23 protein-coding genes are annotated in these 24372 nt (G+C 28.3%); 7 read left to right on the top strand and 16 right to left on the bottom strand.

Annotated features, from left to right (window positions below; genetic code table 11):
* The 4 genes from CDIF1296T_RS05285 to CDIF1296T_RS05270 form a co-directional block, all read right to left on the bottom strand.
* Entirely contained in the window at positions 1-1161 is a 1161-nt protein-coding gene (locus CDIF1296T_RS05285) for a glucose-1-phosphate adenylyltransferase (protein WP_003418638.1), read from the bottom strand.
* A 770-nt stretch (positions 1162-1931) separates the two neighbouring features.
* A complete protein-coding gene (locus CDIF1296T_RS05280) occupies positions 1932-2975 on the bottom strand; it encodes an SPFH domain-containing protein (RefSeq protein ID WP_003437173.1) in 1044 nt (347 codons plus the stop codon).
* 20 nt (positions 2976-2995) lie between these two features.
* Positions 2996-3442, bottom strand: coding sequence for an NfeD family protein (locus CDIF1296T_RS05275; RefSeq protein WP_003437174.1), 447 nt, complete (start codon positions 3440-3442; stop codon positions 2996-2998).
* 173 nt (positions 3443-3615) lie between these two features.
* A complete protein-coding gene (locus CDIF1296T_RS05270) occupies positions 3616-5196 on the bottom strand; it encodes a bifunctional ADP-dependent NAD(P)H-hydrate dehydratase/NAD(P)H-hydrate epimerase (RefSeq protein ID WP_009892822.1) in 1581 nt (526 codons plus the stop codon).
* A 798-nt stretch (positions 5197-5994) separates the two neighbouring features.
* Here CDIF1296T_RS05270 and CDIF1296T_RS05265 point away from each other — a divergent pair.
* The 6 genes from CDIF1296T_RS05265 (at position 5995) to CDIF1296T_RS05240 (ending at position 12380) form a co-directional block, all read left to right on the top strand.
* On the top strand, positions 5995-6897 hold the full coding sequence (locus CDIF1296T_RS05265) for an ABC transporter permease (protein WP_021360009.1): 903 nt from the start codon (positions 5995-5997) through the stop codon (positions 6895-6897).
* Complete coding sequence (locus CDIF1296T_RS05260; protein WP_009895911.1) at positions 6884-7639, top strand: ABC transporter ATP-binding protein; 756 nt, start codon at positions 6884-6886, stop codon at positions 7637-7639. The genes CDIF1296T_RS05265 and CDIF1296T_RS05260 overlap by 14 nt, the downstream gene beginning before the upstream one ends.
* 96 nt (positions 7640-7735) lie before the next feature.
* The gene (locus CDIF1296T_RS05255; RefSeq protein WP_009895910.1) at positions 7736-8773 is read left to right on the top strand and encodes an ABC transporter substrate-binding protein; all 1038 of its coding nucleotides are present in this window, start codon (positions 7736-7738) and stop codon (positions 8771-8773) included.
* A gap of 809 nt (positions 8774-9582) precedes the next feature.
* Complete coding sequence (locus tag CDIF1296T_RS05250; RefSeq protein WP_009902204.1) at positions 9583-10485, top strand: ABC transporter permease; 903 nt, start codon at positions 9583-9585, stop codon at positions 10483-10485.
* Positions 10472-11227 carry an ABC transporter ATP-binding protein gene (locus CDIF1296T_RS05245; RefSeq protein ID WP_009902203.1) on the top strand — a complete coding sequence of 252 codons (756 nt, stop codon included), beginning with the start codon at positions 10472-10474 and terminating at the stop codon, positions 11225-11227. The genes CDIF1296T_RS05250 and CDIF1296T_RS05245 overlap by 14 nt, the downstream gene beginning before the upstream one ends.
* Before the next feature lie 130 nt (positions 11228-11357).
* Complete coding sequence (locus tag CDIF1296T_RS05240; RefSeq protein ID WP_003437194.1) at positions 11358-12380, top strand: CD0873 family tyrosine ABC transporter substrate-binding lipoprotein; 1023 nt, start codon at positions 11358-11360, stop codon at positions 12378-12380.
* 163 nt (positions 12381-12543) lie between these two features.
* Here the strand turns inward: CDIF1296T_RS05240 and CDIF1296T_RS05235 are convergent, their stop codons facing one another.
* The 4 genes from CDIF1296T_RS05235 to modA all read right to left on the bottom strand — a co-directional run bounded on the left by CDIF1296T_RS05235 (position 12544) and on the right by modA (position 15828).
* Positions 12544-13101 (bottom strand): sugar O-acetyltransferase, encoded by a 558-nt coding sequence (locus CDIF1296T_RS05235; protein ID WP_009888695.1) that lies wholly within the window; start codon positions 13099-13101, stop codon positions 12544-12546.
* A 5-nt stretch (positions 13102-13106) separates the two neighbouring features.
* The gene (locus CDIF1296T_RS05230; RefSeq protein ID WP_009895906.1) at positions 13107-14183 is read right to left on the bottom strand and encodes a sulfate/molybdate ABC transporter ATP-binding protein; all 1077 of its coding nucleotides are present in this window, start codon (positions 14181-14183) and stop codon (positions 13107-13109) included.
* Positions 14184-14867, bottom strand: coding sequence for a molybdate ABC transporter permease subunit (gene modB, locus CDIF1296T_RS05225; protein WP_009888685.1), 684 nt, complete (start codon positions 14865-14867; stop codon positions 14184-14186).
* Positions 14868-15015: 148 nt separating this feature from the next.
* Positions 15016-15828: a molybdate ABC transporter substrate-binding protein gene (gene modA, locus CDIF1296T_RS05220; RefSeq protein WP_009895904.1), complete on the bottom strand. Its 813-nt coding sequence runs from the start codon at positions 15826-15828 to the stop codon at positions 15016-15018.
* Between the two features lie 192 nt (positions 15829-16020).
* Here modA and CDIF1296T_RS05215 point away from each other — a divergent pair, with 192 nt between their 5' ends.
* Positions 16021-16950, top strand: coding sequence for a helix-turn-helix transcriptional regulator (locus tag CDIF1296T_RS05215; protein ID WP_004454197.1), 930 nt, complete (start codon positions 16021-16023; stop codon positions 16948-16950).
* Positions 16951-17110: 160 nt separating this feature from the next.
* Here the strand turns inward: CDIF1296T_RS05215 and CDIF1296T_RS05210 are convergent, their stop codons facing one another.
* The 8 genes from CDIF1296T_RS05210 to CDIF1296T_RS05175 form a co-directional block, all read right to left on the bottom strand.
* Complete coding sequence (locus CDIF1296T_RS05210; RefSeq protein WP_009895896.1) at positions 17111-17560, bottom strand: hypothetical protein; 450 nt, start codon at positions 17558-17560, stop codon at positions 17111-17113.
* Positions 17561-17762: 202 nt separating this feature from the next.
* On the bottom strand, positions 17763-18743 hold the full coding sequence (locus CDIF1296T_RS05205; RefSeq protein WP_004454199.1) for an alpha/beta hydrolase: 981 nt from the start codon (positions 18741-18743) through the stop codon (positions 17763-17765).
* Between the two features lie 204 nt (positions 18744-18947).
* The gene (locus tag CDIF1296T_RS05200; RefSeq protein WP_009888678.1) at positions 18948-19802 is read right to left on the bottom strand and encodes a protein-ADP-ribose hydrolase; all 855 of its coding nucleotides are present in this window, start codon (positions 19800-19802) and stop codon (positions 18948-18950) included.
* 322 nt (positions 19803-20124) lie between these two features.
* Entirely contained in the window at positions 20125-21453 is a 1329-nt protein-coding gene (locus CDIF1296T_RS05195; RefSeq protein ID WP_004454201.1) for a 6-phospho-alpha-glucosidase, read from the bottom strand.
* Positions 21454-21600: 147 nt separating this feature from the next.
* Positions 21601-21930 carry a PTS lactose/cellobiose transporter subunit IIA gene (locus CDIF1296T_RS05190; RefSeq protein WP_009895893.1) on the bottom strand — a complete coding sequence of 110 codons (330 nt, stop codon included), beginning with the start codon at positions 21928-21930 and terminating at the stop codon, positions 21601-21603.
* Between the two features lie 23 nt (positions 21931-21953).
* A complete protein-coding gene (locus tag CDIF1296T_RS05185; RefSeq protein WP_018112774.1) occupies positions 21954-23234 on the bottom strand; it encodes a PTS sugar transporter subunit IIC in 1281 nt (426 codons plus the stop codon).
* A 15-nt stretch (positions 23235-23249) separates the two neighbouring features.
* A complete protein-coding gene (locus CDIF1296T_RS05180) occupies positions 23250-23576 on the bottom strand; it encodes a PTS sugar transporter subunit IIB (RefSeq protein ID WP_004453591.1) in 327 nt (108 codons plus the stop codon).
* 134 nt (positions 23577-23710) lie between these two features.
* A complete protein-coding gene (locus CDIF1296T_RS05175; protein WP_004453592.1) occupies positions 23711-24340 on the bottom strand; it encodes a hypothetical protein in 630 nt (209 codons plus the stop codon).
* Positions 24341-24372: the final 32 nt, after the last annotated feature.

The following is a 24372-nucleotide window of genomic DNA, read 5'->3' as shown; positions in this document are numbered from 1 at the left end:
TTAAAGACCTCCTTCTATTAATACGCATCTAGGTTCGATATTTTCATACTCAGAAACTACATTTATTTCATTATTTACATTCTTTATCTGAACATTATCATTTATAGTTGCACACTCACCTATCATAGCTTTTTCTATAGTTACATTTTCACCTATTACAACATTTGGCATTATTACTGAATCAATTACTTTACTTCCTTTTCCAACAACAACTCCATGTGATAATACAGAGTTACCTACTTCACCTAAAATTCTACAACCATCAGCTATCATTGATCTATGAACATTTGCATTTTTACCTATATATTGTGGAGGCATTGCCATAGTATTTGTATATATCTTCCATTTAGGGTCTGCTAAATCAAGTGTTTCTGGAGATTTTATTATATCCATATTAGCATCCCATAGACTTTGTATAGTTCCTACATCTCTCCAGTATCCTTTAAATGGATAAGCATACATTCCAACATTATCTTCTAACATTTTAGGTATTAAATTTTTTCCAAAATCATCATAATTTATTTCTGGATTTTTTTCTGCTTCCTTAAAATAATTTCTCAACATTTTCCAATCAAATATGTATACTCCCATAGATGCCAAATTGCTCTTAGGTTCACTTGGTTTTTCTTCAAATTCATAGATACTTGAATCTTCATTTGTATTCATTATCCCAAATCTTGAAGCTTCATCCCAAGGAACTTCAATCACTGCTATTGTAGCTTTAGAGCCTTTTTCCTTATGAAATTTTAACATTTTGCTATAATCCATCTTGTATATATGGTCACCAGATAATATCAATACATATTCTGGATTATAGGTATCTACAAAGTCCATATTTTGATATATCGCATGTGCTGTACCATTATACCAATTTCCTTCTTTTTCATTCATAAATGGTTGTAAAACATAGACACCACCATTTATTCTGTCCAAATCCCAATGACTTCCCATTCCTATATGTGAATTTAATATCAACGGTCTATATTGAGTTAAAACACCTACAGTATCAATACCAGAGTTTGAACAATTGCTTAACACAAAATCTATAATTCTATACTTACCTCCAAATGATACAGCTGGTTTGGCAATTCTTTTTGTAAAAACACCTAATCTTGAACCTTGCCCTCCTGCCAAAATCATAGCTAACATCTCTTTTTTCATTTAATGACACTCCCCTCATCTAGTAATTAATATTTATAATTGCATTTTTACTTTTATAAACTTTATCAGTCAATAAATGTCGTGTATAAATGTTGCTTAAATAATACCTTAATAAAAATAAAATAATATCAACTATACAATTGATATAATGTATACCCCATAATGAACTTACCGACGTATACATTATTTTCCATAAGCACTATAGTATTTATTAATATTCAATTATCGGTTAAAAAATAATACAAATTTTATTTTATAAATATAAAAACATTTTTTATAAATCTCTTGTGTCATATGAACATGCTTATTTTTTAATTTGTTAAATTCGTAATAGCAAAATATAATCTAATATTTGTTAAATAATTATCCAAGGAAAATCAAGTAATTATTAATCAACTTTATTTTTTAATTGATACTTCTTTGTCTATAATTTAAACAAAAGGATATAAACTTTTAAATTATTTATTAGTTTTCTTAGTATTAATGTTTATATTTTTATAAATATATATTAATAATATAAATAGACTAACTAAAACCATGCTTATTTGCTATATGTTTTATATAATATTATATAACACTTTTTACATTAGTAAAGGATAAATTGTATAAAGATTCTGTTAATTTATTTTTATAATTTCATCTTTCTAATAAAAACAAAGAAGAAGACTTAAAAATTTATAAGTCCTCTTCTTTTCAACGTGCATTTTTGTGCTATATTTAATTAATTCGACCTTTAATTTCCATATCCTTCCTATGATAACAAAACTCTTTTATTTTTTTAATGATTCATTATCATTTAAAACTTCTTTTATATCAAGTACTTCTTTGTTATCATCACTCATAACTTCCTTTATTCCTTTGAATGTTCCTAGGAAATTAACTGCTTCTGAAGGTAAAACCAGTTTTGTTGACTTACCTTCAGCCATTTTTTCAAGAGCTTCCATAGATTTTAATGCTAGAATATTATTGTCTATATCAGCCTCTTTCATTGCTGAAAAAACTAATTTTAAACCTTCTGCTGTTGCCATTTGAGTTCTTTTTATCATTTCAGCTTCACCTTGTGCCTTAGCAATAGCTGTCTGTCTTATAGCTTCAGCTTCACCTTCTGCCACTAATATAGCAGATTCTTTTTCACCTTCTGCTACACGTACCATAGCTTCTTTTTTGGCTTCTGCTGTTAATATAGCAGATTGTTTTTCACCTTCAGCTTGAAGTATTGCAGCTGACTTATTACCTTCTGCTTGAAGTATTGCCTCTCTTCTTTCTCTTTCTGCTCTCATTTGTTTTTCCATTGCAACTTGAATATCCTGAGGAGGCATTATATTTTTTAACTCTACTCTATTTACTTTTATACCCCATTTATCTGTTGCTTCATCAAGGATAGTTCTCATTTTTACATTTATTATATCTCTTGATGTTAATGTTTCATCTAAATCAAGTTCACCAATTATATTTCTTAGTGTTGTAGCTGTTAAATTTTCAATAGCAGCTATTGGATTAGCTATCTCAAACACATATCTAACTGGGTCTGTAACTTTATAATATACAACTGTATCAATCTGCATAGTTACATTATCTTTAGTTATAACTGGTTGAGGTGGAAAATCTATTACAATTTCTCTAAGGTCAATTACATATGCCATTTTATCTAAAAATGGTATTAAGAAATGTACACCTGTTTCAGCTACTTTTTGAAACTTACCAAGTCTCATTATTATACCTACTTTAGATTGTTTTATAACTCTTATACAAGTTAAACTTATTGCTACGACTACTACTATTAATACAATACTTAAAACAATTTTAGTACCCATACTATAAATCCTCCTTTATTCTATTGGTTTGTCACATTAACTGTGGCGTCTACTTTTTTAACAACTAATTTTACCCCTTCAATTTTTAATACTTCTACTGTAGAACCTTTTTCTATCTTTTCACCATCTATAGAAATAGCCGTCCATGTTTCATGTTCAACTACAACTAGACCTGTGTTATTTGGAGAAATCTCTTCTGTAACAATACCTTTTTTAGACATCATTGCTTGTAAATTAGTGTTAGATTTATAGCCTTTATCTTTTTTTACTATTTTTTTAGTAGCTACGACTAACATTGCTATAGAAATTACTGCAAATATTAAAATTTGTAAGAAAATACTCTCTATAAAGCTACTTAAAAATATAAGTATTACAGCTCCTACACTAAACCATATCAATGTTAAGCTTGGTGTTAACATTTCTGCTATTCCAAATAAGACTGCTACTATCAACCATATTAACTTCATACTATCTACCCTCTTTTCATATGAATTATAAAACCCTATATAAATTATATGTTTATACAATGTTTTTGAATATAAATTTAAATTACAAAACAATAAAATAAATAAATTAATTAATAGTATTATATCAACATACTTTGTTAAAATTGTTACAAAGTAGTATCAAATATCACCAATTATATATCCAACAACTCTTTCATTGTTAATGAAATGTTACTTATTAAATCCGTAGCATTTACCGTATACATTGCTTTGCTCAATTTATCTCCTATATAGCCATGTATATATGCTCCACTAACTGTAGCTTCCAATATATCCATACCTTGACCTATAAATGAAGTAATCATTCCAAGCAAACAATCACCCATTCCACCAGTTGCCATACAGCTATTTCCTGTAGGATTTATATATGTTTTTTTACCATCTGTTATGACAGTTTGATAACCTTTTAAAAGCACCACCAGATTATATTTTTGAGCAAATTCTTTTGCAACATCTACTCTATGTTCTCTTATATACCCAATTGAATCTCCTGTCAACCTGGCCATTTCTCCCAAATGAGGTGTAATTACAAATCTATTTTTCCATTCTAAAAACTTATAACATCTGTCCTTCATAACGTTCAATCCATCTGCATCTAATACTATTGGGCAATTAGAATTTTCTACTATCTTAAGTAATTTATCAAATGTTTGACTATTATCTCCCATACCTGGACCAAAACCAATTGCATCACTAGAATTAAGTAATTTATTTAATCTTTCTTCTTCAAAATTTAAAGTCATTGCTTCTGTAAGTCTAATAGATACCTTTTCTTGCACATCTTCACTACTAATTAATGTTACAAGTCCACTCCCACTCTTAACAGCAGATTCAGTTGCTATGAAACTTGCACCATAAAATCCTTTTGAACCTGCAACTATAGATACTTTTCCAAAATCACTTTTAAAACCATGCTTATCTCTTCTTCTAATATTATTTTTTACAAAAGTCTTATCAGTTATGAACTCTTCATCATGGTATTTTCTTGTAATAAAATCTGGAACACCTATCTTTTCTACAACTACATCACCTATAAGTGTGCTAGTGTCATAGTTTAGAAAACCTCTTTTATAAAACTCAAAGCTAATCGTTTTGTTTGCTCTAATACAAGTTCCTAATACATTTCCATTATCGCTATCTATACCTGAAGGAATATCTATAGAATATGTATTTTTACTATTATCGTTTACTATGTCAATAACTTCTTTAAAAATACCAGTTATATCACGTTTTAATCCAGTCCCAAATATAGCATCTACTACAACATCACTTTTAGATACTCTATCTTTAAAAATTGTTAAATTTTTATTTTTTATAATATTTTGTTTCTCAACTTTAATAATTTTATCTACTTCATTTTCATCTCCATAATTTTTTTCACTTAAATCATTTTTATTAATATTTATAATATTAATTCCCATATTTAAAAGTACATTGTAATTTATTTTAGAGCATTCACTTAGTTTTTCAAGATTACCTACTAAAAATACGTTTACTTCTTTTCCATATGTATTTAGATGTCTTGCTATTCCAAGACCATCTCCTCCATTATTTCCAACACCACATACAACTGTGTAACTATTATACATGTCTATATCCATATTTTTCATTGCAGATATAACCGCATTTTCCATCAATACAATCATTGGAATCCCTACTTCTTCTACACATGCAGTATCAACATTTCTGCTTAATTTAGATGTACCTATTAGCATAAATTATCACTCCTATAAAGTTAAAGACTTCTTAAATACTTACCAAAAATATCTATTGAAATCTTTTTAATCCCATAAATATCATAAATAAAATCACTAAAACTAAGAGTTTTGAAATAATTTAAAATAACAAAAAATTTTGAATTAAAACAATTATTTAATTTATTATACCATATAATTTAAGTTATTATGTTGATTTAAAACCTATTTACACTAATTATCTAAATATCTCTTTATTTTTATAATCTTTTATGACTTATTTATATTTTTCATTTTTATAAAAAAACAATAATTAAGAATATAACTATATTCTACATGTAAAAATTTTTTTATTTAAACTCAATTTTCTGATAATTTGATAATTTTTCAAAATTTATAGTTGACTTTTATTTTTTACTGTATTAAACTAATTACTATACAAAACAGAAAACAAAATTTTCAAAATTATTAAATTAAAAGGAGAGGTAAATATGAAGACTTTATTAAACAAACAAGTACGATTTTTTAGTAGCCAATTTAGTTAGGGTTTGTACCTAAGTTAAGACAAATTGTCATAACATAGATACAAGCCCCTTAGGATTATGATTTTTAAGGATTGTATCTATGTTGGCTATAGTAATTGTTGTTAAAGTTTTTATTTTATCATCATAATATAGAGCCACATGGATTATACTGTGTGGCTTATTCGAATTTTTGCCATACAGTTATATATACTGTGTGGTTTTTTTATATCAAAATCATTTTTTAAAACCAAATTTAAAAAACCATTTAAAATATTTTCAAAGGGGTGTTTTATTTATGTCAGGTATTATATCTGTAATGACGCAAAGTTTAATTTTATCGATTATGGCACTGGGGGTTTATATAACTTACAAAATCTTAGATTTTCCAGATATGTCTGCTGATGGTAGCTACACAATGGGTGCTTCTATTGTAGCATTTTCTCTTACTAATGGTATTTCTCCTGTAGTAGCAACTTTAATGGCTATCTTATGTGGTTGTACTGCTGGTCTTGTTACAGGGATTCTTCACATTAAGTTTAAGATATCTAATTTACTTTCTGGTATTTTAGTTATGGGAATGCTATACTCTATCAATTTAAGAATAATGGGAAAATCAAATATTCCTCTATTTAGCTTTAAACACTTATTCAATGGGGAAATATCTCCTATAGTTTTAGCCTTAGCTTTTGTATTCATCTGTAAAGTCCTTTTAGATTTATTCCTAAAAACAGGTCTTGGATACACTTTAAAAGGTGTTGGTGATAACTCTCAAATGATTAAATCCCTAGGTATAAATATAGGTTCTATAAAAATACTAGGACTTATGATTTCAAATGGACTTATAGCTTTATCTGGTAGTCTTATGGCTCAGTTCTTGGGATTCTCAGATGTAAATATGGGTATAGGAACTTTAGTTCTTGGAATTGCCTCTATCATAATTGGTATTACACTATTTAAGAAATTTACTTTTATCAAAGATACTACTGCAATAATTGTTGGCTCTTTTATATACCAATTCACTATATACTTTGCAATGAGTTTAGGAATGTTATCAACTGACTTAAAACTAATAACTGCCATAGTTATAATAGCTTTCCTAGCTACTGGTAACTTAAATATTTCACTAAAAAAAAACAAATACAAAGCTAGTACCAAAAATAAATCAGAAAAAAGAGGTGTTGTAGATGTTACAAATTAAAAATCTTTCAAAGAGTTTCCCTAATCCATATGGTGAACCTAATACTATCTTTGAAAATTTATCAATCGATATAGAAGATGGTGAATTTGTAAGTATCATAGGTAGTAATGGAACTGGTAAATCTACTTTATTAAATATAATATCTGGGCTTATAAAAGAATCTTCTGGTCAAATTACTTTAGATAGTACTACTATAACAAATTTAGCTGAGTATAAAAGAACTCAAATAGTAAGTAGAGTTTTTCAAGACCCAAGCCTTGGAACTTGTCCTTCTATGACGGTTAGAGAAAATTTATCTCTAGCACTTAATAAAGGGAAATTATTGAACTTAAAAAAATGTCTTCGTCATAAAACGAATGACTTGGAACACTTACTTGAAGGAATTTCTTTGGATTTAAAAAAATATTTAGATATTAAAGTACAATATCTTTCAGGAGGTCAAAGACAATCACTATCACTAATTATGTCTAGCTTAGCAAGTCCTAAGGTCTTATTACTAGACGAACATACAGCAGCACTTGACCCAAAAACATCAAATGAAGTAATAGAGTTAACAGATAAAATCGTAAGAGAAAAAAATATAACTACACTTATGGTTACTCACAACTTGAAACACGCTCTTCAATATGGAGATAGGTTGATAATGCTTCATAAGGGTGAAGTTGTATTAGATGTAAAAGATAAAGAAAAAGAAGATTTAACAGTTGAAGAAATCTTAGAAAAATTTGAATATGCAGTATAAGAAATTAAAATCTTAGTTTTAATCAGAAATATTTATAATCTATCATATGAATATATGAACAAATATAATTAATAAATTTTAAGGGAGGAAAATAAAATGATAAAAAGTAAAAAAATATTAAGTTTAATTATAGCAGGAGTACTTGGTGTATCAATGCTTACTGGATGTTCTCAAAATGATGGCTCCAATGCTTCAAATGAAAATAAAGAAACAGATAGCAAAAAACAAAAAAATATAGGTATTAGTCAATTAGTGGAACATCCATCTCTGGATAAAGCAAAGAAAGGATTCATCAAAGCACTCGAAGATAAAGGCTATAAAGATGGAGATAATATAAAAATAGATTTCCAAAATGCACAAAATGATATGCCTACTACACAAAGTATTGCTAGTAAGTTTGTATCCGACAAAAAAGATTTGATATATGCTATATCTACTCCATCTGCACAAGCAGCTTATAATTCTACTAAAGATATTCCGATAATAATGACTGCTGTTACAGACCCTGTAGAAGCTGGACTTGTTAAATCTCTTGAAAAACCAGGTGGAAATGTTTCTGGTACATCTGATTATCTTTCAATTGATAAAACATTAGAATTGGTTAAAACATTGACTCCAAAAGCAAAGAAAATAGGGGTTATATACAATACTAGTGAAGTTAATTCAAAAATCCAAGTTGATTCTCTACATGATTATGCTAAGAAAAATAATTATGAAGTATTTGAAAAAGGAATCAGCTCTTCAAGTGAAGTTAACCAAGCTATTTCTAGTTTAGTTGGCAAAATAGATGTTTTATATGTCCCTACTGACAATTTAATAGTTTCTTCTATGCCAATAGTTTCTAAAGTTGCTAATGAAAACAAGATTCCTATAATAGCCTCTGAAGAAGGTTCTGTATCTTCTGGTGCTTTAGCTTGTTGTGGAATAGATTATGAAAAACTAGGTTATAAGGCTGGAGAACTTGCTATTGAAGTATTAGAAGGAAAATCTGTTGGCGATATACCAGTTACTACATTAGATGAAACTGAAATAATAATTAACGAAGATACACTAAAAGCACTTGACATGCAAAAGTTATCAGCAGATAATATAAAGTATATAAAGTCAGATGAAAATGCAAAATCTGCAAAATAAAACCTATTAATTTCAAAAAATAGGTAATATGAAGTAGGTAATATGAAAACTTTATATAATAAGTACTCTTATCCACCCTAACCCTTTGAAAATTGTGCTTATTGTAGCAATTTGAATATTGCATATAAAGTTATTCATTTTCCATAAAAGTCGTCTATATTGACGACTGATTATGAAAGTTATATAACTTTCTAATCACTACTTGAGCTGTCCAAAAGAATTTTAATATTCTCCAGACAGCTTTTTTTTATGATATTTGATTGATATACATGTCTAGTTATTCCATATTTAGTAAATATTTTGATAAAATTTCCACATTCACTTATAACTTAGGATAACGTTTTTTTGCAAACAATACATTAATTTAAAAGTATTCTGAGTATACATTATTTAGTATTTTAATTAAATTTAGCAGTTGACTTTTATTATTGTATAATTTATAATTTATAACAAGTCGAGAATACATATAATTTTCTGACTAATTAAAATATTAAAAGGGAGAGATAATTATGAATACTTTATTAAACAATAGAAAATATTATTATTATTATAGCCACTATTTTTAGGGTTTGTACCTACGTTTTAACATAGATACAGACCCCTTAAGACTACTAAAATTTTGGGATTGTATCTATGTTGGCTATATTGTTTATAAAGTTTTCATTTAACTATATAAGAGCCACATAGATTAAACTATGTGGCTTATTCGTGTTTTTACCACATAGTTTTGTACACTATGTGGTTTTTTTATACACAAAATTAGCAAATAATTAAAATTATAAAAATATTTTCAAAGGAGTGTTTTATTTATGTCAGGTATTATATCTGTAATGACGCAAAGTTTAATTTTATCGATTATGGCACTGGGGGTTTATATAACTTACAAAATCTTAGATTTTCCAGATATGTCTGCTGATGGTAGCTACACAATGGGTGCTTCTATTGTAGCATTTTCTCTTACTAATGGTATTTCTCCTGTAGTAGCAACTTTAATGGCTATCTTATGTGGTTGTACTGCTGGTCTTGTTACAGGGATTCTTCACATTAAGTTTAAGATATCTAATTTACTTTCTGGTATTTTAGTTATGGGAATGCTATACTCTATCAATTTAAGAATAATGGGAAAATCAAATATTCCTCTATTTAGCTTTAAACACTTATTCAATGGGGAAATATCTCCTATAGTTTTAGCCTTAGCTTTTGTATTCATCTGTAAAGTCCTTTTAGATTTATTCCTAAAAACAGGTCTTGGATACACTTTAAAAGGTGTTGGTGATAACTCTCAAATGATTAAATCCCTAGGTATAAATATAGGTTCTATAAAAATACTAGGACTTATGATTTCAAATGGACTTATAGCTTTATCTGGTAGTCTTATGGCTCAGTTCTTGGGATTCTCAGATGTAAATATGGGTATAGGAACTTTAGTTCTTGGAATTGCCTCTATCATAATTGGTATTACACTATTTAAGAAATTTACTTTTATCAAAGATACTACTGCAATAATTGTTGGCTCTTTTATATACCAATTCACTATATACTTTGCAATGAGTTTAGGAATGTTATCAACTGACTTAAAACTAATAACTGCCATAGTTATAATAGCTTTCCTAGCTACTGGTAACTTAAATATTTCACTAAAAAAAAACAAATGCAAAGCTAGTACCAAAAATAAATCAGAAAAAAGAGGTGTTGTAGATGTTACAAATTAAAAATCTTTCAAAGAGTTTCCCTAATCCATATGGTGAACCTAATACTATCTTTGAAAATTTATCAATCGATATAGAAGATGGTGAATTTGTAAGTATCATAGGTAGTAATGGAACTGGTAAATCTACTTTATTAAATATAATATCCGGGCTTATAAAAGAATCTTCTGGTCAAGTATTATTAAATAAACATAACTTGTCTAATTTAGCTGAACACAGAAGAACTCAAATAGTAAGTAGAGTTTTTCAAGACCCAAGTCTTGGAACTTGCCCTTCTATGACTGTTAGAGAAAACTTGTCTTTAGCTCTTAACAAAGGAAAACTATTAAATCTAAGAAAATGTCTTCGTTACAAAAGAGATTTCTTAGAAAATTTATTGGAAGGTGTATCTCTTGATTTAAAAAAATACCTTGATGTTCAAGTAAAATTTTTATCAGGAGGTCAAAGACAATCATTATCACTAATTATGTCGTGCTTAACAAATCCATCAGTTTTATTACTTGATGAACATACAGCAGCACTTGACCCAAAAACATCAAATGAAGTAATAGAGTTAACAGATAAAATCGTAAGAGAAAAAAATATAACTACACTTATGGTTACTCACAACTTAAAACACGCTCTTCATTATGGTGATAGATTGATAATGCTTCATAAGGGTGAAGTTGTATTAGATGTAAAAGGTAAAGAAAAAGAACAATTAACAGTTGAAGAAATCTTAGAAAAATTTGAATATGCAGTTTAAAATAATATATCTATTGTATTAAACTCGGCTTTAAAATAAAGTTAAAATTACAATAATTATGGTTACTTTGTAATAATTCATATGAATATATGAACATATATAATAATAAATTTTTGAGGGGGATATAAAAATGATTAATAAAAAAAGATTGGCAAGTTTGATTTTAGCTGGTGCTCTTAGTATATCTATGCTTACAGGGTGTTCACAAGGAGGAGACTCTGGTAATTCAAAACAAGAAAGTAATTCTAAAGGTAAAGAAGTTAAAAAAATTGGTATAACTCAACTGGTTGAACATCCAGCATTAGATGCCACTAGAACAGGTTTTGTAAAAGCATTAGAAAAGAACGGATTTAAAGATGGAGAAAATATTGATATAGACTTCCAAAATGCTCAAAATGACATGCCTACTACACAAAGTATTGCGAGTAAATTTGCATCTGATAAGAAGGACTTAATATTTGCTATATCTACTCCATCAGCTCAGGCAGCATTTAATGCTACTAAAGATATACCTATACTTATTACTGCTGTGAGTGACCCTGTTGCTGCTGGATTAGTTAAAACTCTTGAAAAGCCAGGCACAAATGTATCTGGAACATCAGATTTTGTTTCTGTAGACAAAGGTTTAGAACTTCTTAAAATATTTGCTCCTAAGGCAAAAACTATAGGAGTTATGTACAATACTAGTGAAGTAAATTCCAAAGTCCAAGTTGATGCTTTAAAAGAATATGCATCTAAAAATGGATTTAAAGTTGTTGAAAAAGGTATAACTACTTCAAATGAAGTTAACCAAGGTATTTCTAGTTTAGTTGGCAAAATAGACGTATTATATGTTCCTACAGATAACTTAGTGGCTTCTTCTATGCCTATAGTCTCTAAAATAGCTACTGAGAATAAAATACCTGTTATAGCAGCTGAATCTGGGCCAGTTGAAAAAGGTGCTCTTGCTTGTCAAGGTATCAACTACGAAAAACTAGGTTACAAAACAGGTGAAATGGCAGTTAAAATTTTAAATGGTGAATCAGTATCTGATATGCCTGTGGCTACATCAGATGATACAGATATCATTGTTAATGAAGATATATTAAAAGCTTTAGGTATGGAAAAACCTTCTAATGAAAATATTTCTTATGTAAAGACTAAACAAGAATAGAAAGATATTTTCTATATACGATTAATATGCCTGTTTCTATAAATTAATTTATAGAAACAGGCATATATTTTTATTTTAATGTATTATCTATTTAAAGATTATATTTAAATGCTCTTAATTTGTTTGTATAAATTTTACTTGTATAAACTTTATACAATCATATTTATTCTTCTATTTTCTTTATTACTCTACATGGATTTCCAACAGCTACAGTATTTGGTGGTATATCTTTTGTGACTACACTTCCTGCACCTATTACTACATTATCACCTATAGTAATTCCTGGTGTTATGATTACTCCCCCACCTATCCATACATTATCACCTATTTTTACAGGAGAACCATACTCTATGCCTGAATTTCTAAGTTGTGCATCAATTGGATGATAGGCTGTATAGATTTGAACGTTTGGAGCTAACATTACATTGTCACCTATTTCAATTTTACATACATCTAAAAAAATACAATCATAATTTGCAAAGAAATTTTCGCCTACATGTATGTTATATCCATAATCACACCTAATGTTTTGTTCTACATTTATTTGCTTGCCAACTGAACCAAATAGTTGTCTTAAAATATCTTCTCTTTTTTCATATTCATCCTCTAAAGTATTATTAAACAATCTAGTTAATTTTTTACAATACTCTCTTTCTTTTACTAACAATTCATCATTTGCATAGTATCCTTTCCCAGACAACATTTTTTCTTTTTCAGTCATATAGTTTACTCCTTTTTGTTATAATTGTATCTAAAGCAAAATAAATATTCCTGTGGAAAATTTAAATATATTCTGTCACCTTTCTTAAATCTCATTTTACTTTTTTCCAATTCTATTTGAATAGGTACACATTCGTTAGATAAATCAGTTTTTCTAACATATATAGTATATGTAAAAGGATTTTCTACAATGTTAATCAATTCGAAACATAACTTTTCATTTAAATCTTCATTAGAATCCAAGACCTTAATATGATGCTCCCTGATTCCCACATATTCTATATTATCACCTATTTCTCTATTTAATGTCAACTCGCATCCCCAGTCTGTAGCATAAATAGTATTTTTATCCAGTCTATTTAATTTGGATATATTTTTACACCCTGTTATCTTAGCTTCTATAAGGTACTTTGGAGATTCAAAGAGCTCTTTTTTAGGTCTCTTTGGAAGACCTTCTCCTTTGTTGTACACTATAATATCATCACAAACTCGGTAAGCTTCTTCAATATCATGAGTAACAAATAGTATATCTCCCTTGTAATCTTTTAACATATTCATAAGTTCTTTTTCCATATTACTTCTTAAATGATGGTCCAATGCTGAGAAAGGTTCATCTAAAAGTAATATATCTGGAGATGTTGCCAATGCTCTAGCTAGTGCTACCCTTTGTTGTTGACCACCAGATAATTGCCAAGGGTATCTCCCCTCAAACCCATTTAATTTAAGTATATCTAAGTACCTTGCTACTATTTCCTTTTTTTCACTCTTACTTAGTTTTAAAAGCCCAAGTTCTATATTTTGACTTACAGTCATATGTGGAAACAAAGCATAGTTTTGAAATAAAAATCCTACCTTTCTATCTTGTGTTGATAAATTTATCTTCTTTTCAGAATCAAATAGAACTCTATCATTTAATACAATTTTACCTCTTGTTGGTTTCTCAAGCCCTGCTATACATTTTAATGTCATACTTTTTCCAGAACCAGATTCTCCCAAAAACCCCAGAGTACCTTTTTCTTGTTTAATTTCTACCTTTAGTTTAAAAGAGGATAAATCTTTTTCAATATCCACGTATAAGCTCAACTATCCACACCTCTTTCCTATAATTTTCTGCTGAAATTCCGACCAATAATTTAGTAATAAAATCATTGCTATAGATATTGCTACAATAATCATAACCCACATCATAGCTTTATTCATATCTCCGCCTTCAACAGCAAAAAATATAGCTATTGGCATAGTTTGAGTTTTTCCAGGTATATTTCCAGCTATCATAAGTGTAGCACCAAATTCTCCAAGAGCTCTGGCAAACGACAGCACCAATCCACCAATTATTCCAGGCCATGCTAATGGAACTGCAATCTTAAAAAATACTTTCCATTCATTAAGACCTAATGTTCTAGCAGCTGACAACATATTATTATCAATCTGTTCAAAAGCTGACCTTGAAGTTCTATACATCATAGGAAAAGACACCACTACTGCTGAAATTACAGTTGCTGTCCAACTAAATATTAAAGTCCTATCGAAATTTAATAAAAACTTTCCTATAAATCCATTCTTCCCACATAGTAATAATAAAAAGAAACCTACAACTGTTGGTGGCAAAATTAGTGGAAGTGTAAATAGTCCATCTATAAGACCCTTCCACTTACCTCTATAGTTAGCCATAATATATGACACAAATATTCCTATTACAAAAGTTATTATTGTTGACAAAATAGATGTCTTAAGTGATATCCATAAGGGTGACCAATCTGTTCCCATCTTTCCCTCCTTAATTTTAAATGGAAATAGTGAAACTAATAACTCTATTAATTTCACTATTTCCATTTTATTATAATACACAATTATTTTCAATTTTCATTTATTTATATATAATTTATACTTAATTACACATAATTTATTTCTAAGTTTATTCTACTTTTTTATATCCAAATTCTTCAAAAATCTTTTGTCCTGACTCACTTAATAAAAATTCTTCAAATTTCTTAGCAGCATCTACGTTTTTACTAGCTTTAATTACTGAAACTGGATATGTAATAGGCGAATGAGTTTTTTCGTCTGTTTTTTCAACTACTTTTATCTTATCATTATTGACAGTATCACTGAAGTAAACGAATCCAACATCAGCATTTCCTGATTGCACCCATGCTAAAACTTCTTTTACATCTTTTGCAAATACTAGCTTATCTTTTAACTTATCTTTTAAATTTAAATTAGTTAACACCTCATCTGCATACTTACCAGCTGGAACACTTTCAGCTTCACCAACAGCAATTTTCTTCACTTTATCTGTAGTCAAATCTTTCATACCTGATACACTACTGTCAGCAGAAGAAATAAGAACTAAATCATTTTTTACTAAATCTTTCATAGTATCAGAAACTAATAACTTCTCTTCATCCAAAGCTTTCATTTGTTTTTGACCTGCTGAAATAAATAAATCACAAGGTGCTCCTTGTTCTATTTGTTGTTGTAATGAGCCTGATGCTCCATAGTTAACTGTAAGTTTTACATTTGAATCAACTTTTTTATATTCTTCTTCAATCTTTGCCATTGCTTCTTTTAAACTTGCAGCAGCCGATATATTTAACTCTACTGAATCACTACTTTTAGTTGTTTTTTCTTGTTTTCCATCATCTTTTTTGTCTTCATTACTATTGCACCCAACTGTCCCCAAAGTTAAACATGCAACTAATCCTAATATTCCCAATATTTTTTTCATAACAATCTCCCTTTTTGTAAATTTGATACACATTTTAACATGTTTTATTATGTTTTATCATGTTTTGTTATATATAGTTTAATTATATATACATGATAATAAATTTTCAAGTAATTTATTTACACTACTTTTAAATATTTTGCTACATTTTCCTTTTTTTAATGTTAAAATAACCTTATATGGAGGTGGATTATGGACTCATTATCATCTTTGACACCTGTCGAGGTAGCTGAATTATTAAAGATAACAAAAAATACTGTATATGAATTAATCAAAAGAGGTGAACTTCCTTCTTATAAAGTAGGGAAAAAAATAAGAGTTGATACTAAAGATGTTGAAGAATATATCAACAGCCAAAAAACTGGTAAAGTAAAGGATACACATTTCAACAATAAAAATATAGATATAAATAATAATTTCAAAATTATTATTTCTGGTCAAGATGTAATATTAGACATTTTAGCTAGGTCTGTTGAAAAAAAATTGGATGGAATAAGTACATTTCGCTCTTATATAGGTAGTTATAATGCTTTGTATGAGTTATATAATGGCAGAGTTTCTATAGCATCATCCCATCTATGGGATTTCGAAACGGATGAATATAATAGCACTTTTGTTAAAAAGCTATTGCCAGGAATACCATGTGTACTTATAAATCTAGCTTATAGAATGCAAGGTTTCTATGTTGCTAAAGGAAATCCTAAAGAGATAACAACCTGGGAGGATTTAACAAAACCAAGTATAACCATTGTAAATAGGGAAAAAGGTTCTGGAACTAGGGTTTTACTAGATGGTAAACTTAGACTTCTAAACTTTAATGGTAAACATATAAAAGGTTATGATAATGAAGAATTATCACATCTTGGAGTTGCAAGTACTGTTTCTCGTGGAATAGCAGATGTTGGTTTGGGAAATGAAAAAGCTGCTTTACAAGTAAATAATATCGACTTTATTCCTCTTCACAAAGAGCGCTATGATTTAGTTATTAAAAAAGAAGACTTACAAAATCCAGTTTACCAAACTATAATTAACATAATAAACTCTCCTGAGTTTAAAGCTGAACTTCAAGGTCTTGGCGGATATGATTTAACTGATACTGGAAAAACTATAGCAAAAGTTTAAGATTAAAATCGCAATCTATTTTATAAGATTTATAATTTTTCACAAAATTTATAACTTAAACACGAAATAAATTGCGATTTTAGTGTCTCAAAAAATTTATGTCTTTCATTTTATCATCCAATACAAAATATAATATAATTAATTGTGCAATCATATTATATTAATATATATTTACATAATAGTATTTTTCTTTAATGTAGATTAACATATGATATGTTTTAAACATCAATCCCCTTGCTTTCTTATATATATGTGGCAACACATATGAGTTTAATAAATTATATACAATGTTGCTTTCTTCTTGTATTTTTTCAACCAACAAGTTATTTATAAAATTACCTTTCTCATTTTCAATAATCTCACTCCAATTTATCTTAACTTTTAATATATATCTTCCCACTAGGTATACACACTCTACAATAAATAATAAAAATACAATGCAGTCAGTACCTGTTGTCTTATATAAATTACCCGATACTAATGGCTTTGCGAAGAAATTATAAAAATTCAAAGTATCACCCGTATAATCAAAAAGTATTAATAGCACTCCTAGAACTCTCAATACTTTAATATTCAACATGTTTTTATCTTTATTATTTTTGTTTTTCATATATACTACCTCTCTTTTCTTTAGATTTGATTGTAATCTAATACTAACTCTTTTATTTGAGGTATAAATGAATTTAATTGGTAGTTATTTTCATTTTTACTAGAAATTAATTCACATTACTAAACAAAACTTATATTTAAACATAAAAATAGCCTATCTATCTTTTAATAAATACAAAAATAAATAAGCTACTAATATTCAATTAACTTTTATCACTTAAAACATTACTATCTATAAATTTAAATATTTTATTGAAGTATACTGTACTATCATGTTCAAATCCATCAACATGACCAATACCTTCTATAAGCCATAGGTCTTTTTTATCATGTTTAACTAAATCATACATTTTCTTGCTATTTTGATAATTACAAACAGTATCTTTTGTTCCATGTATAAACAGTATGGGTACATTAGATTTCTCAACTGACTCATATGGTTTTACATCACTGTACCAAAATCCAGATTTAAACTTATTATATAAATCTCCACAAGTCACCACATAATTGATTAATATATCTGGTATTCGTTTTTCTAGTACTCCCATTCTAATTGCATCTTTCATTTCAGAATAAGGAGAATCCAGTATATAAAAATCGACCTTATCATCTTTTGAATTTATCTCTGAATGCATAGCAGCTGTCCCTGCCCCCATGGAAAATCCATGCACTCCTAATCTTCCTTCAGGAAATTTATTTTTTACAAATTTAACTAGACTATCTAAATCATACCTTTCATAAAGACCAAATGTGTAATTATCTCCACCACTATTACCAGTATTTCTTTGATTATAAACTAATACATTATAACCTTTATCTAAATATCTATATGCTACCTTTAACATTTCATAGTAACTACTTCCAATTCCATGAACAAGTATCATAGTATCTCTTGTCTTTATATTTGAAGTTATAAAAAGACTTTCAAGCTTGTAATTATTAGAACTTTGTATCATTAATTCAGATGTCTTGTAGTTTTTTAATTTCTCCAGTGGTTTATCTTTTCTCTCAGAAAATATTTTTACTATATCTTCGTTTTTTATTAACTGCTCTAAACCAACTGAACTATTATACACTAATTTGCCAAATATATAAGATACAATTAATAGGATTAATAGAAACACAATTGATATAATTATAAATTTATTTCTTAAACTAATACAATTTTTAAAACTATTTTTCATATTTATTTACCATACAATTTTCCTATATTATATTTTCTAAGTAATAGCATAATTGATTATACTATTCTTATAATTTCTATTATACCTACTTATTTATTAAAAATACAAATTATATTTTATTAATTTTTACTACTTGTAAATTATTATCTTATACAATGAATTTGTATTATATAATAAGTATTTTTAGGATTCTGTTACATAATATTATTTAAATATTCTTCTATATTTCTCTTCTTCTTCTTCAGTAAACACATTAAATACAACTTTTAAATTTTTTTCAGGATTTTCTTTTAGCCATAGTCTAACTCTACTTACAGCAAGATTAGCTGCCTCTTTTTTTGGATAACCAAATACACCTGTAGAAATTCCACAAAAAACAATATTTTTTATTTCATCAATTTCTTTTATTGTATTTAAACATGATTTATAACAATGAAGCAGTTGCTTTTCTTGCTCTTTACTTGGCTGACCACCAGATACAATAGGTCCAACAGTATGTACTACAAATTTTGCAGGTAAACAATAACCTCTAGTTATCTTAGCATCTCCAGTATATTCTAAATGCCCTTGTTTTTTTATTATTTTGTCACAATCTTCTCTAAGTCTAGGACCTGCGCATGAATGTATCTCATTATCCACGCATAGATGTAATGGTTGTAAACACCCTAATAACTTGTTATTTGCAGCATTTACTATTGCATCTGCTCTTAAATTCGTTATATTACCTCTCCATATGGCAATCCCTTCCTCTACTTCTTCTATATCATTTACATCTACTAACTCTCTTTCTTCACATTCAATCAACAATAAATTATGTAACATATTAAGTATCTCTGGAGCAATTTCTTTTGGTGGATATACATTCAAAAGTCCTCTAAGTATATCTCTAGGCTTAATTTCATCATTTGATAAATTGTATATTTTAGAAGGAACTTCTTTTGAAAAATATGCAATTAAAGTGTTTATATTTTTTCTTCTTTGTTCGTCAGTTAGAGGCTTGATAGTTTTATCAAAATCCTCAAATAAATTTACATCATCAGCATAATCTCTCCACTTCATAGCCATCTCTCCATTCTTGTATTTTAGACTTAAAAATAATTATGTATTTATGTACATATTTATTTATTTCTATAAACACCTACATAAATCCTGTTAAAAGTGTAAATTTTTTATTATGCAACTTCTCTGGTTATTTCTATTGATTGATAGTAAATTATTGTACCTAAATTTAATCCAACTAACAAGTAACTAAACCTACTTTCCTAACTGCAAAATACACTATGTTTGCCACTTGTATCTCATTTGTAAATAAATAAAGTCCCTACAAATACATTAACTAGGCTATGTACTAAACTGTAGGAACTTTAAAAATATATTATTCTTAATTAAGTTTTGGCCAATAATTTTTATTTGCTTCTATTAAATCATCTAGTAATTCTTTTGCAACTGTTGCACTAGGAACTGTCTTAGATAGCATAAGTGCTTGCCACAATTTATTATAAGACTTCTCAATCCAAGCATCAACTACTAATTTTTCAACTGCTAATTGTTGTTCTATTAAACCTTTTTGGAATGTTGGTATTTTCCCTATTGATAATGGTTCATACCCGTCTTTTCCAACTATACATGGAATTTCAACCATAGCATCATCTTGTATATTTTCTATAGCTCCATTATTTTGAACTATCAATAACATACGTTCCTGTGTATTAAAAGCTAGAGCTGTAGCTAAATCCACTATAAACTCTGCATGTATTCCTATCTTAAGCCCACTGCCCTTAGAATGTCCTTGCTTTTCTATCAATGCACATGAACCAAAAACTTCTTTTTCTCTTCCATCAATAACTTCATTGGCACGAGTATAATTTACATCAGAATGATTTACAACATAATCTGGAAATAGATAGTACTTTAAGTAACTACTTGGTATTGTAGTTAAATCTGTTTTTACTATTTCTTTAGTAAATAAATTAGTTTCAAACCAACTATCTTTCTTGTCATTTTTCATTCCTTCTTCACCATTTATAAAACCATATTCTTTTATATGTTCTACTAATTTTGGTAAAAGTTCATTTCCTTTTTTATCTTTAATTGAAGTATACCAACCAAAGTGATTTAATCCAAAGTATCTTATATCCATATGTTTACGAGATTTGAGTCCTGCAATCCTTGCTATATTATGTTCCATACCTATTGGCATATCACAAATATTTATTACCCTAGAATTAGGTCTCAACCTTCTAACAGCTTCCGCTATTATTGATGCTGGATTAGAATAATTTAACATCCAACAATTTGGAGAATACTTTTCCATATAATCTATGTTTTCAAGAACACCTTCTATAGACCTCATTCCATAAGCTATTCCACCTGGTCCACAAGTTTCTTGACCAACTACCCCATGTTTTAGAGGTATCTTTTCATCTAGTTCTCTCATTTCAAGTTTTCCAACTCTTATATGAGCTAAACAAAAATCTACATCTGTATAAGCCTCTTTAGGGCATGTTGTTGCTAAATACTCTATATTAGGGTCCTTTTCCTTTATTAGTATTTCACAAGCTTTAGCTACCTTATTTTGTCTTTCTTCATCATTATCATATAATTTGATTGCTCTTAATGGTAACCTATCTAAGTTATCTAGCAACATTAATATGATTTCTGGGGTATATGTACTTCCTCCTCCAGCTATTACTACTGAAAATTTTTCCATAATAATATCTCCTTTTCTATTTAAAAATTTACTGTATTTATAAATATATTTATAAATACTAGTACTTTAAAGTAAAAGGGAGTTCATTTATTAAATCTATTAATTTAATAAACTATAGCCAAACTTCAAGCACTATTTACAAGAAATTTAATTCTTATTAATTCTTGGGTCCATCATCTCAAATATATCTACAAGTTCAGATACTAAAGAATGAGCAAATAATGCATTTGAATAATGGTCTTCAGAGTGCACAACTAAAAAATCAGTCCCACTATCTTCACTATTCATAGCATTTGATAGTAATTCTAAATGATACTTTGATGCTGTTTGTATTTTCTCTGAGGCTGAATTTAAAAGGTGTTTTGCTTTATTGTAGTCACCTTTTTTTATTTCCTTAAGAGACATCATTACATCACTTTTAGCATCTCCTGCTTCTGATATTATACTAAATACTTTTTCTTCCATTTCAGGTACCATATCCTTCTCCTTCTAATGACTTGTTAAAAATCAAAGCTATCATCATCTAATGTTGTAGCTAATTCTGCATTTTTATTTAATTCTTCCTTCTCCATTATCTTAAAGAATGGATAATATATCAAGGTCATAAGTATTATACTTGCAAATACTAATACGATTGCCTTCCAATCTAATGTCATCAAAAATGCTGCAACCCCTGGAGGTAAAAAACCTGGTGGTTCTGCAATAGGTAATCCTACTTTTAATGCCATAAAATTAAGTGCTCCAACCAATACAGGTCCAAATACAAATGGTACAAACATATATGGGTTCATAACTATTGGTGTTCCAAATATTACTGGCTCATTTATTCCAAATAGTGATGGTAAAATCACAACTTTTCCCATACTATTAAAACTTTTACACTTACTTCTTGACATAAGGTACACTAATCCCAAAGTTATCCCTGAACCAGTTACTTGCAAGAAACCATAGTAAAATCCTATTGTAAACACATATTTTGGGTCTCCTCCTGCTGCTATCAGTGTTGCATTTTCTGCCATATATGTAGCTGCTATTGGCATCCATATACTTGAAGTTATTGCTGCTCCATGAAGCCCAAAGAACCATAATAATTGAGTTATAAATAGTATTATAGTTACTGCAAAAACATTATCTACACTGCTTATAGCTGGTGCTAAGAAATTCATTATAATAGCTGGTAGTGGTTGACCTGAGACATTTTTAGTTATTGCTGCTATTGCTGTAAATAACATTATACATACTATCATTGGAGTTAAGTTTCTAAAACTTTTATTTACTACACTAGGTACTTCTTTTGGAAATCTAATTACGAGATTTTTATCATTCATAAACTTAGTAATATCAACTACTAAAAGTGCTACTAATATACTTACAAATAAACCTTGTGCATCTAAATAACTTGTATCTAATACACCATCTACTACTTGTCCACATACAACAAGTTGTGCAACAACTGCTGTCATACCTATTTCTACATGATTAAGATTATATTTTTTAGCTAGTGCCTGAGCTATAAAAAATGCTGAATATATAGATAATAAACTCATAGTAAATTTATTAGGGATAAGTAATGTATCCATATTTTCAGATAATAATGTTTTTGCACTTCCTTCAGGTAACATATTGTTTAATGCCATAAATAACATACTTAAAGAACCAACAATTATTATTGGGGTAATACTTATCATACCTTCTTTTATAGCTTGAAGATGCCTTTGTTTTTCAATCTTTTGTGCTATTGGAAGAAGAAATCTTCTTAAATTATTTTGAAGTGCTTCCATTTTTATTCCCCCCAATTATCTATTTTTATATAATTCGATTGCCGACTTCATAACAGAAGGAGCATCCATACGACCATAATGCTTAGTATCTATTAAACCAACTGCTATTTTGTAATTCTTACAAGCTTCAACTACATCATCTTCCTTAAACCTAATTTGTGGTGCTACAAGTACTACATCTGTATCATTAGCTTCAATGTATGATTTTAAATTTTCAAATGATGTTGCCTCTATATTTATAGTTTTAGTTTTTAACTTTTCATGCTCACTACAAAAACTTTTCATCTTTTCCACAAGTACACCTGTTGAAGCTCCATTTGCACATACTAATAAAATATTCATAATTACCCTCCTACAATATCTAACCTCTTTTGTTTTCTAATTTTTTATCAGCCAATTCTTACTCTAATTCCTATCAGTTTTTACTTTAATTCTTATTATTTTATTTTAATTCTTAGTAATATTTACTCTAATTCTTAGTACTGCCAATGATTAAACTTGAAAGCCGTATCTATAACTTCTTCTTGCTTATATTTTTCTAATATTTTTAAGTATCTTTCTTTATAATCATTATCTACTTCTTTTTCTGGTATTACTATACTAGCTTCATTTAAAAAGTGGAATGAATCCCTTCCCATTTCTAATCCTCTATATGTATGCTTGTCAAGTGCCACGTCCATAACTTCTGGAACTTTACCCATTGCAAATCCTTTTATAATTATATTTTTTAATAAATCACTTGATCTATCTTTCTCACATGCACAAAGATATCTTATTGCATGTATGAAAAATAAAGGTCTGTCTCCATCTGCATATGAATATTCCTTTCTTACTTGATTTAAATTATTTATGATTATTACAGCTGATGGGTCCCCCATTCCTATATCTTCAACTGATATTGTAAGTATCCTTCTCCATAGCTTATCTTCTAATTCTGGTGATGATATATATAGTTCATAAGCAAATTCACAAGCTTCTTCCACCATATTTCTTCTTATAGCTTTTTGAAATGACGATATTATTTCGTCTGCACTAAATCCGTTTCTTGTAGTCATTCTTGCCCATGGGTCATTTGCCTTTTTATCTCTTAATATTTTATCTTGCATATTATTTACTCCTTTTTATTTAAATTTTAATT

Source organism: Clostridioides difficile ATCC 9689 = DSM 1296, from assembly GCF_001077535.1.
Taxonomy (GTDB): domain Bacteria; phylum Bacillota; class Clostridia; order Peptostreptococcales; family Peptostreptococcaceae; genus Clostridioides; species Clostridioides difficile.
Note: the sequence above shows the minus strand (reverse complement) of the source record. Positions and strands in the feature narration are given on the sequence as shown.

Bases quoted from the DNA above. Each gene is read 5' to 3' on its own strand.
- CDIF1296T_RS05190 (WP_009895893.1), bottom strand. From the start codon at position 21,930: ATGGTACCTGAAATGGAAGAAAAAGTATTTAGTATAATATCAGAAGCA.
- modB (WP_009888685.1), bottom strand. From the start codon at position 14,867: ATGGGAACAGATTGGTCACCCTTATGGATATCACTTAAGACATCTATT.
- CDIF1296T_RS05260 (WP_009895911.1), top strand. From the start codon at position 6,884: ATGTTACAAATTAAAAATCTTTCAAAGAGTTTCCCTAATCCATATGGT.
- CDIF1296T_RS05255 (WP_009895910.1), top strand. From the start codon at position 7,736: ATGATAAAAAGTAAAAAAATATTAAGTTTAATTATAGCAGGAGTACTT.
- CDIF1296T_RS05265 (WP_021360009.1), top strand. From the start codon at position 5,995: ATGTCAGGTATTATATCTGTAATGACGCAAAGTTTAATTTTATCGATT.
- CDIF1296T_RS05215 (WP_004454197.1), top strand. From the start codon at position 16,021: ATGGACTCATTATCATCTTTGACACCTGTCGAGGTAGCTGAATTATTA.
- modA (WP_009895904.1), bottom strand. From the start codon at position 15,828: ATGAAAAAAATATTGGGAATATTAGGATTAGTTGCATGTTTAACTTTG.
- CDIF1296T_RS05195 (WP_004454201.1), bottom strand. From the start codon at position 21,453: ATGGAAAAATTTTCAGTAGTAATAGCTGGAGGAGGAAGTACATATACC.
- CDIF1296T_RS05280 (WP_003437173.1), bottom strand. From the start codon at position 2,975: ATGGGTACTAAAATTGTTTTAAGTATTGTATTAATAGTAGTAGTCGTA.
- CDIF1296T_RS05180 (WP_004453591.1), bottom strand. From the start codon at position 23,576: ATGAATATTTTATTAGTATGTGCAAATGGAGCTTCAACAGGTGTACTT.
- CDIF1296T_RS05270 (WP_009892822.1), bottom strand. From the start codon at position 5,196: ATGCTAATAGGTACATCTAAATTAAGCAGAAATGTTGATACTGCATGT.
- CDIF1296T_RS05250 (WP_009902204.1), top strand. From the start codon at position 9,583: ATGTCAGGTATTATATCTGTAATGACGCAAAGTTTAATTTTATCGATT.
- CDIF1296T_RS05175 (WP_004453592.1), bottom strand. From the start codon at position 24,340: ATGCAAGATAAAATATTAAGAGATAAAAAGGCAAATGACCCATGGGCA.
- CDIF1296T_RS05185 (WP_018112774.1), bottom strand. From the start codon at position 23,234: ATGGAAGCACTTCAAAATAATTTAAGAAGATTTCTTCTTCCAATAGCA.
- CDIF1296T_RS05205 (WP_004454199.1), bottom strand. From the start codon at position 18,743: ATGAAAAATAGTTTTAAAAATTGTATTAGTTTAAGAAATAAATTTATA.
- CDIF1296T_RS05210 (WP_009895896.1), bottom strand. From the start codon at position 17,560: ATGAAAAACAAAAATAATAAAGATAAAAACATGTTGAATATTAAAGTA.
- CDIF1296T_RS05200 (WP_009888678.1), bottom strand. From the start codon at position 19,802: ATGAAGTGGAGAGATTATGCTGATGATGTAAATTTATTTGAGGATTTT.
- CDIF1296T_RS05285 (WP_003418638.1), bottom strand. From the start codon at position 1,161: ATGAAAAAAGAGATGTTAGCTATGATTTTGGCAGGAGGGCAAGGTTCA.
- CDIF1296T_RS05245 (WP_009902203.1), top strand. From the start codon at position 10,472: ATGTTACAAATTAAAAATCTTTCAAAGAGTTTCCCTAATCCATATGGT.
- CDIF1296T_RS05235 (WP_009888695.1), bottom strand. From the start codon at position 13,101: ATGACTGAAAAAGAAAAAATGTTGTCTGGGAAAGGATACTATGCAAAT.
- CDIF1296T_RS05275 (WP_003437174.1), bottom strand. From the start codon at position 3,442: ATGAAGTTAATATGGTTGATAGTAGCAGTCTTATTTGGAATAGCAGAA.
- CDIF1296T_RS05240 (WP_003437194.1), top strand. From the start codon at position 11,358: ATGATTAATAAAAAAAGATTGGCAAGTTTGATTTTAGCTGGTGCTCTT.